This is a genomic window from Mesorhizobium sp. Root102, from assembly GCF_001425625.1.
GTDB lineage: Bacteria > Pseudomonadota > Alphaproteobacteria > Rhizobiales > Rhizobiaceae > Mesorhizobium.
On the sequence record NZ_LMCP01000034.1, the window covers coordinates 117,601 to 126,865 of the forward strand.

General features: G+C 65.5%; 10 protein-coding genes and 2 pseudogenes. 6 read left to right on the plus strand and 6 right to left on the minus strand.

Translation table 11 applies throughout. The features are described 5' to 3' along the window. Positions 1-114: 114 nt before the first annotated feature. Positions 115-987, minus strand: coding sequence for a LysR substrate-binding domain-containing protein (locus tag ASD12_RS22705; RefSeq protein ID WP_056591402.1), 873 nt, complete (start codon positions 985-987; stop codon positions 115-117). Positions 988-1,123: 136 nt separating this feature from the next. On the opposite strand from ASD12_RS22705, the gene ASD12_RS22710 reads away from it, so the two are divergent. Beyond that, positions 1,124-1,342 carry a hypothetical protein gene (locus ASD12_RS22710; protein WP_156389039.1) on the plus strand — a complete coding sequence of 73 codons (219 nt, stop codon included), beginning with the start codon at positions 1,124-1,126 and terminating at the stop codon, positions 1,340-1,342. 21 nt (positions 1,343-1,363) lie between these two features. Next, a pseudogene (locus ASD12_RS22715) lies at positions 1,364-2,107 on the plus strand (sulfite exporter TauE/SafE family protein); the annotation flags it as partial. 24 nt (positions 2,108-2,131) lie between these two features. Here the strand turns inward: ASD12_RS22715 and ASD12_RS33445 are convergent. Further along, a complete protein-coding gene (locus ASD12_RS33445; RefSeq protein ID WP_082525641.1) occupies positions 2,132-2,581 on the minus strand; it encodes a universal stress protein in 450 nt (149 codons plus the stop codon). Between the two features lie 205 nt (positions 2,582-2,786). Here ASD12_RS33445 and ASD12_RS22720 point away from each other — a divergent pair, with 205 nt between their 5' ends. After that, positions 2,787-3,368 (plus strand): histidine phosphatase family protein, encoded by a 582-nt coding sequence (locus ASD12_RS22720; protein WP_056591408.1) that lies wholly within the window; start codon positions 2,787-2,789, stop codon positions 3,366-3,368. Between the two features lie 31 nt (positions 3,369-3,399). On the opposite strand, the gene ASD12_RS22725 is transcribed toward ASD12_RS22720, so the two are convergent. From ASD12_RS22725 to ASD12_RS22735, 3 genes are all read right to left on the minus strand, one after another. Then, positions 3,400-3,801 (minus strand): VOC family protein, encoded by a 402-nt coding sequence (locus ASD12_RS22725; RefSeq protein ID WP_056591412.1) that lies wholly within the window; start codon positions 3,799-3,801, stop codon positions 3,400-3,402. A gap of 319 nt (positions 3,802-4,120) precedes the next feature. Further along, positions 4,121-4,867 (minus strand): pseudouridine synthase, encoded by a 747-nt coding sequence (locus tag ASD12_RS22730; RefSeq protein ID WP_056591415.1) that lies wholly within the window; start codon positions 4,865-4,867, stop codon positions 4,121-4,123. A gap of 152 nt (positions 4,868-5,019) precedes the next feature. Continuing rightward, positions 5,020-5,886 carry a methyltransferase domain-containing protein gene (locus ASD12_RS22735; RefSeq protein WP_056591418.1) on the minus strand — a complete coding sequence of 289 codons (867 nt, stop codon included), beginning with the start codon at positions 5,884-5,886 and terminating at the stop codon, positions 5,020-5,022. Positions 5,887-6,003: 117 nt separating this feature from the next. Here ASD12_RS22735 and ASD12_RS22740 point away from each other — a divergent pair, with 117 nt between their 5' ends. Together ASD12_RS22740 and ASD12_RS22745 are read left to right on the plus strand one after the other, a co-directional pair. Further along, positions 6,004-6,915 (plus strand): LysR family transcriptional regulator, encoded by a 912-nt coding sequence (locus ASD12_RS22740; protein WP_056591421.1) that lies wholly within the window; start codon positions 6,004-6,006, stop codon positions 6,913-6,915. Beyond that, complete coding sequence (locus ASD12_RS22745; RefSeq protein WP_056591423.1) at positions 6,908-7,354, plus strand: SRPBCC domain-containing protein; 447 nt, start codon at positions 6,908-6,910, stop codon at positions 7,352-7,354. Before ASD12_RS22740 ends, ASD12_RS22745 begins: the two co-directional genes overlap by 8 nt. A 33-nt stretch (positions 7,355-7,387) precedes the next feature. Here the strand turns inward: ASD12_RS22745 and ASD12_RS22750 are convergent, their stop codons facing one another. Next, a complete protein-coding gene (locus ASD12_RS22750) occupies positions 7,388-8,221 on the minus strand; it encodes a helix-turn-helix transcriptional regulator (protein ID WP_056591425.1) in 834 nt (277 codons plus the stop codon). Positions 8,222-8,310: 89 nt separating this feature from the next. On the opposite strand from ASD12_RS22750, the pseudogene ASD12_RS22755 reads away from it, so the two are divergent. Then, positions 8,311-9,193: pseudogene (locus ASD12_RS22755) on the plus strand (SDR family oxidoreductase). Positions 9,194-9,265: the final 72 nt, after the last annotated feature.

Genomic DNA, 9,265 nt, shown 5'->3' on the forward strand with positions numbered 1-9,265 from the left:
TTTGCCAATGTGCAAACAAGCTACGTCACGGATATTTGAAAAGCAAGGCCATGATTCTGCGCTGATGGGGATACCGGCGCTGGCCGGCTCGGCCTTGCGGTCGCTGGTCCGGCTTCAGACGAGTGCTGACGCCAGCAGTTTTGCCTGCGGCGTCAAATCGTCGAAGCGGCGGGCGCAGAGGTTGAGCTGGCGCGTCGCCCAGTCGTTGGTCAGCCGCAGTGTGCGCAGCGTCCGCGCCGAGCGGCGGGCGGCACTTTCCGGCACGATGGCGATGCCGGCGCCCTGCGCGACAAGCCGGCAGACATTGTCGAGGCCAGGCACGCGGATGCGAAAATGCAGATGGCCGCCAAGGCGGGCTGCCTGGCGGGTGACGTGCTCCTGCAGGGCATGGCCGGTGCTGAGGCCAACGAAGGGGTCACCGAGGATGTCGGTCAGGCTGGCGGTTCGACCTTCGAGGCCCGGCCAATTGCGCGGGGCGATCACCACCAGCCGGTCGATGAAGAACGGTTTCTGCTCGAGATGCGACAGGCCGGCCCAGGTCGCGGCGATGCCGAGATCGGCCGCACCGCTGGCCACGGCCTCGACGATCTCATGGCTGGGCCGCTCGTCGAGATCGATGTCGATCCGGGGATGCGCGACCAGGAAAGCCGGCAGGATCTTGGGCAGCATCTCGCTGGTGGCGGCGGTGTTGGCCATGAGCCGCACGCGGGCGCGCAGGCCCGTGGCATAGGCGGCGAGATCGCCGGCCATCGCCTCGATCTGGTTCTGCACGGCGCGCGCATGATGCAGCAGCGCCTGTCCGGCGGCCGTCGGCACCACGCCACGGCGGCGGCGCTCCAGCAGCGGCGCGCCGAGCCGCTCCTCCATGCCCTTGATGCGGGCACTGGCCGAGGCCAGGGCCAGCCCGGCAAGCTCGGCGCCATGGGTGATGCTGCCGCGCTCGGCCACCAGCAGGAACAGGCGGAGGTCGACCAGATCGAAGCGCATTCTTTGCTCCTGTGAACATGCGGCGCCTGGGGAGGCGGTCTGCTCTCCTGCCTTCGTCGTGGCCGAAGGCTGGCAGCGCAACTTCCACATTGTGACCGGGTTCCATCTGCGTCAAACAGTTTCGAAGGAGATTGTGATGAGCGAACGAGTATCAGGCCGGCTCGGCATCCTCGAAAGCACAGCGATCGTGTTGGCCATTGCCGTGGCTGGCCTTGCCATGACGCGAGCGGGGCCAGGCCCGCGGGGATGCGCGGCAACGGTCGCATCCGCCAGCCGCGACGCGGCGCCGGCAAAACCCACACCCGAGGCCGCCAGCCCGGATGCCGATGCAACCGACATGCTGCTGCATGACTGATCCCGCCCTGGAGATGCGATCATGCTGAGCGCAGGGGTCCTCGCCTGGATAGGCGCCGTCTTCCTCGCCGCCGGCTTCGTCAAGGGCGTCGTCGGCATGGGGCTGCCGACCGTGGCGATGGGCCTGCTGGCGGTGATGATGCCGCCGGCGCAAGCTGCCGCTTTGCTGTTGATTCCGTCGCTGGTCACCAATCTCTGGCAATTGCTGACCGGGCCATCCTTCGGCGGCCTATGCAAGCGACTGTGGACGATGATGGCCGCAATCGTGCTCGGCACCGTAACCGGTGCCGGCCTGCTGACCAGTGCACATACGGGCGCGGCGTCGGCGGGGCTGGGCCTGGCGCTGGTGCTTTATGCCATCCTCGGCCTCGCCAAGGCCGGCTTCACCACGCCGGCGCGCCACGAGGCCTTGATGTCACCGCTGGTCGGCGTGGCGACAGGGCTGGTCACCGGCGCCGCCGGCGTCTTCGTCATCCCGGCGGTGCCCTATCTGCAATCGTTGCGGCTCGACAAGGAAGACCTGATCCAGGCGCTCGGCCTGTCCTTCACCGTGTCGACGGCAGCGCTCGCCATCGGGCTGTTCAGGACCGGCGCCCTGGCATCGCCGACGGAGCAACTGGCGGGGTCGGTCGTCGCCCTTGCGCCGGCACTGGCCGGCATGTTCGCCGGCCAGGCGCTGCGCCAGAAGATGAGCGTCGAGACCTTCCGCACAGTGTTCTTCGCCGGGCTGCTGGCGCTGGGGGGCTATCTCGCGGTAGAAGTGGTTCTCCAGCCGTGCTTTGCGGCAGACTTAACGCACCACCAGAACCGGAATCTCGGTGTAGGACAGGACTTCCGCCGTCTGGCTTCCCAAAAGCAGCTTACCCAGTCCGCGACGACCATGCGAGGCCATGACGATCAGGTCGCAGCCTCCCGTCCGCGACAGCTCCAGGATCGCCTCGGCGGGCCTTTTGTCCTCGATATGCACGACCTGAGCGGAGACGCCGGCGACATCCGCCGATGCCTTGCACTTGTCGAGAACCTCCTTGGCGTATTTGCGCGCTTCTTCCTGATACGCGGCGAACTCATCGCCGGCGGCATAGCCAGCCATGGCGCCGCTCCAGGCGAAGATCGGGAATTGTTCGGAGACTGTGATGAAAGTAACGGAGGCGCAGAGGTCCTTGGCCAGCGTCAGGCCGTGGGCAACGCCCTTGTCGGCCAGTTCCGATCCGTCCGTGGCAATAAGCAAATGTTTGTACATGATGACATGACCTGTTGTGCAAGGGCCAATGCCCTTGAGGGCGGGGAGCCTTGTGGAGGCTGACCTTGATATAGTCGCGGCATCGGGCTGATCACAGGGCCAGCCTGATGCGGATCAGGGCCAGGCGGCCACGCAGTTTCGTACTAGGCGGATTCCCCTTTGCCGCATCGTCGCTTAAGGTGCCGGCGACATTGAAAGGCATTCCATGAGCAGCGCCTATCCCCAAATCCATCTGGTCCGGCATGGCGAGACGGCGTGGAGTCTTTCGGGGCAGCACACCGGCCGCACCGACATGCCGTTGACGCCGGCCGGCGAGGCCGCCGCGCAGGGTGTCGCGGATCGCCTGAAAGGCCTGTCTTTTTCGGCCGTATGGTCGAGCCCTTCGCAGCGCGCCTACAACACCGGCGTGCTGGCTGGCTTCGGCTCGCAAAGCGTCAAGAAGGACGATCTGCAGGAGTGGGATTACGGCGCCTATGAGGGGCTGACGACGAAGCAGATCCTGGCCGAACGACCCGGCTGGAACGTGTTTCGCGATGGTTGCCCGAAGGGCGAGATGGCGGCCGATGTCGGCGCGCGGGCGGATGCGATTATCGGACAGGTTCGTGACGCTGGCGGCTCGATCCTGGTGTTTTCCAGCGCACATTTTCTGCGCGTGCTGGCGGCTCGCTGGATCGGGCTACCGCCCGAAGGCGGCGCGCTGTTCGTGCTCGATACGGCCAGCATCAGCATGCTCGGCTACGAGCACGACCTGAGCGAGCCTGTCATTCGGAAATGGAACCAGAGATAGGGCGGCTGCGGCCAGCAGCGCCGCTTCCACTCTATTTATCGAACTTCCTGATCGCCTCGGCGGTCACCGGCGTGAAGAAATTCACCAGATTGCCGTCGGGGTCGCGAAACAGCAGCGAGCGATTGCCCCAGGGCATGGTGGTCGGCTTCTGCACCGTAACATCCCTGAGGAGGTCCGAGAGCCTGGCGAATTCCGCATCGACGTCGCCGACGCGGAATTCGATGATGGCCGTGTGGTTGTCGGCGGGGCGGGCGACGTCGCCGCCGAACAGCATCAAGGTGCGCGTGCTGCCGATCGCCAGCGTGCAGGCCGGCGTCGCCAGTTCAGCGAAGTCTTCCGTGTACACCGTCACGGGCATGCCGGTGATCTCGCCATAGAAGCGCACGAGGCGCTGGACGTCTGACGTGATGATGCGGACAGAGACGAAATTCATCGCGTTGGCTCCTTGGATTGCTGGAGCCGCTGCCGGCCCATGACCGACCTATAGGCCAGGCCTCCTGACAGCTTCCTGTCAGGAGATGATGCGATGATCATTTGTTCGGTTTGGGCCAGACAGGCGGCAGGCCGAAGTCGGCGAACAGCTCGGCCCCGAGCGGGCCGACATAGACGATCCCATGCATCACCTCACTTTTCCGACCTGGAGGGTTCCAGCGCCTGTAGGTGAAGACGGTGGGGCTGGGTGGCGGGACGGATTTTTCTGCGGCGTTCTCAAGAACCCACCGACGAGTTCCGTGGCGCCTTTGAGCTCTCACTCACCCCGCCAGCAGCGCCAGTTCCTCCGGCGTCAAATGCCGTGCCGTGCCCTTGGCGAGGTCGCCGAGCGCCAGGTGGCCGATGGCGATGCGGATGAGGCGTTTGACCTCGATGCCGTGCGCGGCGAGCAGGCGGCGGATGTGGCGGTTGCGGCCTTCGCCGAGCACGATCTCCAGCCAGGCGGTGCGGCCGCCGCTGCGCAACAGTTCGACCGAGCTGGCGGTCAGGGTCTCGCCGTCGACGGTCACGCCTGCGCGGAACTTGTCCAGCATCGTCTCATCCGGGACGGTGCCGATCTGCACGTGGTAGGTCTTGGGCAAATGCGAGGCCGGGTCCATCAGCCGGTTGGCAAAGCGGGTGTCGTTGGTCATCAGCAGCAGGCCCTCGCTCGCCTTGTCGAGGCGGCCGACAGGCGAGACGAAGGGCAGGTCGAGCCCTTCCAGGCAGGCATAGACGGTGTCGCGCTGTTGCGGGTCGTCGCGGGTGGTGACCAGCCCGCGCGACTTGTTGAGGATGAGATAGACCTTGCGCTCGGCAACCACCGGTCTGTCGTCGACGACGATGCGGTCGCGATCGAGGTCGACGCGCAGGGCGGTATTGCGCACCACCTTGCCGCCGACACGGACGCGCCCTTCCGCGATCAGCACCTCGGCCTGCGTGCGCGAGCACAGGCCAAGCTTCGACAGCGCCCGGTTCAGGCTGACGCCCAATGGCTTGCTGGTGGCTCGTGGCTGGCGTGGTGTCATGTCCTGTGCTTTGTCATTCCGGACGATGGTCCGGCTGGGGTACGCGCCGGCGGGCCTGCCGCCGACACGGTCGTTTGGTGCGTGGTCGAGCTTGCCGCCGCGCCTTGGCTATCACGCGCATCCGGTCTTGCTCAAGCCGCTGGCAGGGCCGACTATCTGGTCGCACCGGCGACGAGCATTTCGCACGGCCCCTCGAACTGTCCGTCATGCTCGAACTGGCCAAGCGCGGTCTCGATCTCCGCCCAGGCGTCGTCCTGCTCGCTGGGCGACAGGCCGGCCAGCATCTGGTGCAGGGCGCCGAAAGACTCCTGCTCGAACTGCAGGCATTCCAGCGCCGATTGCAGCCGCACCGGCGCGTTGACCTTTTCGATGCGCACGTCATGGAAACCGGCATCGGTTAGGCGCTTGGCAAGCACCGCCGGGTCCCCCAGGCTGAACGGTCCGGGCTGGCCGGGTAGAGGCGCGGGCAGGGCGGAGCGGCGGCGGATGATGCCGACCGGGATCGAGAAGAACGGGTTCTTGTCGGCGGTGGAATAGACGATGGCGCCAACCTTGCCGCCCGGCTTGAGATGATCGCGCCTGCCGCCCAGCGCCCGGTTCTGGTCGGGAAAATAGATCAGGCCAACGCGCGAGATCACAGCGTCGAACGGTTGGGCTGATATGGCATCCAGCATTTCGCCGTCGGCAACGACCGTGTCTACATTGGCATGGCCGGCCAGCTTGGCGTTGCTGGCGGCAAAGTCGAGAATGCCCGGCGAGATGTCGGTGGCCAGCACATAGCCTGTCGGCCCCACACGCCGCGCGGCGGTCAGCGTCTCTTCTCCGGCACCGGCGGCGACATCGAGGACCCGGCTGCCCTTGCCGATATCGGTCATATCAAGCATCAGTTCGGTGGCAGGCCCCAGCCAGCGGGTCAAAAGCGGACCCAAGCGGTTCCAGGCTTCGGCGGCGCTGTCCCATTGCTTGCGGGTGGTGTCCTTGAACTTGACCGGATCGAAAATCGGTTGCTGCACGGTCATGGCTTGCTCCTGAAAGGCACTATTGCCTCTCCGGAAACCGTATTGATCGCGTAGTTCTGGTACCATTCTCGAAATCTTGACGCCCATTTTGCAAAATTGCACGGATCGGGGTCCAGAATGCATTGGGACGACTTGCGGATCTTCCTGGCCGTCGCGCGCGACGGCTCGATCAGCGGCGCCGCAAAACGCATGAACATCCAGCACTCCACCGTGTCGCGCCGCATCCGGCTGCTGGAGACGCAGCTTGGCACGCGGCTGATCGAGCGCAAGAAATCAGGCTATGAGCTAACGCCCGCCGGCGACGAGTTGAGGATGGCGGCCGGCAAGATGGAGCTGGAAGTGCTCGAGGTCGAGGGCGCGCTCGGCGGTCAGGAAGACCGTGTCGCCGGGGAACTAACGGTATCGGCGATCAACAACGTGGCCTCATCCGTGCTGATGCCGATCTTCGCTGGCTTCAGCGAGGCATATCCGGATATCCGGCTGCATGTTCAGGTCTCCAACACATATGTCAGCCTGGCCGAACGTCATGCCGACATCGCCATCCGGCTGACCAATACGCCGCTGGACACATTGGTCGGCACGCGGCTCGCCAATGTGGCGTCGGCCGTTTACGGAGAAAAGCGCTACCTGGAGGGCCTGCGCGCCAGCGGTGCCACGCCGCTCTGGATCGGCGTGGAATGTTGCGCCTTCCATCGATCCTGGACCCATGCGGCATGCCCGGATCACCGGCACAGTTTCTTCGTCGATGACACGCTGCTGACGCTCGCCGCCCTGAAGCAGGGGCTCGGCCTGGCCTATCTGCCATGCTTCATGGGCGACAGCGCCGAGGAGCTGGGGCGCTTTCGCCAACCGGACCCGATCCACGATCTTGGGCTCTGGCTGCTCTTCCATCCAGACCTGCGGCGAACCAAGCGCGTCAGGGTGTTTCGCGAACACATGGTGGCGCGCATTCGCGACCAGAGTGCGTTGTTCGAGGGCCGCCTGCCGCGCCAGATCGGCGTTAGCCGCATGAATGCGCAGCATGAGTGAGTCTCCCGCGCCGATCACCAAGATTGTCGTCATCGGTGCCGAGCCGGCCAAGGTCTGGCGGATACTGACGACGCCAGAAATGATCCCGCAATGGATGTCCGACGAGGAGTTGACCGTCAACCTGCAGGGGCATGCCGGCGGCGCGATCATGATGCGCGGACTGCTGCACGGAATGCCGTTCGAGAACCATGGTACCATCCGCGCTCTTGAGCCGAAAAAGAGCTTCGCGTACAGCTACTGGAGCACGCTGTCGGCCTCGCGGCTGGCGGACGTGCCCGAAAACCACACCGTGGTCAGCTTCGATCTGGCGCCGGCGGATGGGGGAACGCTGCTGACGCTGACGCTCAGCGACTTCGCCGAACCGGCGATCCGTCCGTATGCCAATCTCTATTGGGGTCCGACCTTGCAGATACTCAAGGCGGTCTGCGAGCGCGCTTGAGGGCGTCATCGCAGCGGATGGGTCGTCCTGCCCTTACTCTTTGGGGTGTCGGGCGAGGGCCAGCGCGCGGATGCGGTCGGCGACAGCGCTGTCGACCGGGTTGTAGACGGTCAGGCTCAAATCCGGCCGGCCGTCGACCGCGAACCCCGAATATTCCAGATCGATATCGCCGAGTTCCGGGTGTTTCAGGCGCTTTGTCCCTTCGCCGTGGCTGAGCACATCGTTTTCCCGCCACAGGGCGGCAAATTCGGGGCTGACGCTGCAAAGTTCGTCGACAAGCTGGGCGACCTCGGAGACCGCGCCGGCGCGGGCCGCATCGGCGCGGAATGCGCCCACCACGAAACGGGCAAGGTTTTCCCAGTCGTGCTGCTTGGCGCGGATATGGGGACTGCGGAACATGAAGCGCAGGATGTTGCGCTGGCCGGCGGGCAGGGCGCTGTAGTCGGTCAGCACGACCTGCGCGGCGCGGTTCCAGGCAACGACGTCCCAGGTGGCGGTCTTGACCAAAGCCGGGCTGGCATCGAGCGTGTCGATGAGGCGTTGCAGCCGGGGGCTGACGCCCTCCACGCCCCTGTAGCGGACCTCGGGCGGGCGCCCCAGCCCGAGCATGAAAAGATGTTCGCGTTCCGCCTCGGTCAGCAGCAGCCCCTTGGCGATGCGGTTGAGGACATCGGCCGAAGGCGCGCCGCCCCGGCCCTGTTCCAGCCATGTGTACCAGGTCGGGCTTATGTTGGCGCGCTTGGCGACCTCTTCGCGGCGCAGTCCCGGCGTGCGTCGGCGCCCCGAGAAGCCGAAGGACGCCGGATCGAGCCGCGTGCGCCGGTCTTTCAGGAACGCTGCCAGTGAGCCGGCGGAATTGGAGGGCATCCTGTTAGCCATTATACCATGATAAGATCACTACTTTAATAGAATAATAGACCAGCAATATTACGCAGGCAACTGTGCAGGAGATTTGCATGCGTATCTTTCTCACCGGCGCGACCGGTTTCATCGGTTCGGCGCTGGTTCCCGAACTCATCAAGGCGGGCCACCAGGTGGTCGGCGTGACTCGCTCCGACGCCGGCGCCGAGGCGCTGGCCGCCGCGGGTGCCGAGGTGCACCGGGGGACCCTCGAAGATCCCGAGGGGCTGCGAGACGGCGCGGCGAAGGCGGAGGCCGTGATCCACACGGCATTCGACCACGACTTTTCGCGGTTTGCCGAGAATTGCGAAAAGGACAAGCGCGTCATCTCCGCCCTCGGCGCCGCACTGGCCGGCTCCGACCGGCCGCTGGTGATCACCTCCGGCGTCGGCATGGGCAGCCCCGGGCATGGCCAGTTGGCGATCGAGGACGTCTTCAACACCGGCCATCCCAATCCCCGCATTGCCTCCGAACTGGCCGGCAATGCCTTGCTGGAGGCCGGCGTCAACGTGTCGGTGGTGCGCCTGCCCCAGGTCCACAACCCGGTCAAGCAGGGCCTCATCTCGCCGCTCATCGAGATCGCACGTGAAAAAGGCGTCTCGGCCTATGTCGGCGAAGGCCGCAATCGCTTCTCCGCCGGCCGACGCGGCGCGGGTTTACCGGCTTGCGGTGGAAAAGCGGCAGCCGGGCGCTCGCTATCACGCGGTCGGCGAGGAAGGTGTCGACGTGCGTGCCATCGCCGAGGCGCTTGGCCGGGGTCTGAAATTGCCAGTCGTTTCCATCGCGCCGGAAAAGGCGGCGGAGCATTTCGGCTGGATGGCGATGTTCGCGCCGATGGACCTGCCGGCCTCCAGCGCGCTGACACAGGCACGGCTGGGCTGGCATCCGACCGGCCCGACGCTGATCGCCGATCTCGACGCCATGCAATATGCCGTTTGACGGGCTGAAGCCTCGGCGCTGACGCGGACGACATAGGGCCTGTAATCTCAGTCAGATTACCGGCCCTTTTTG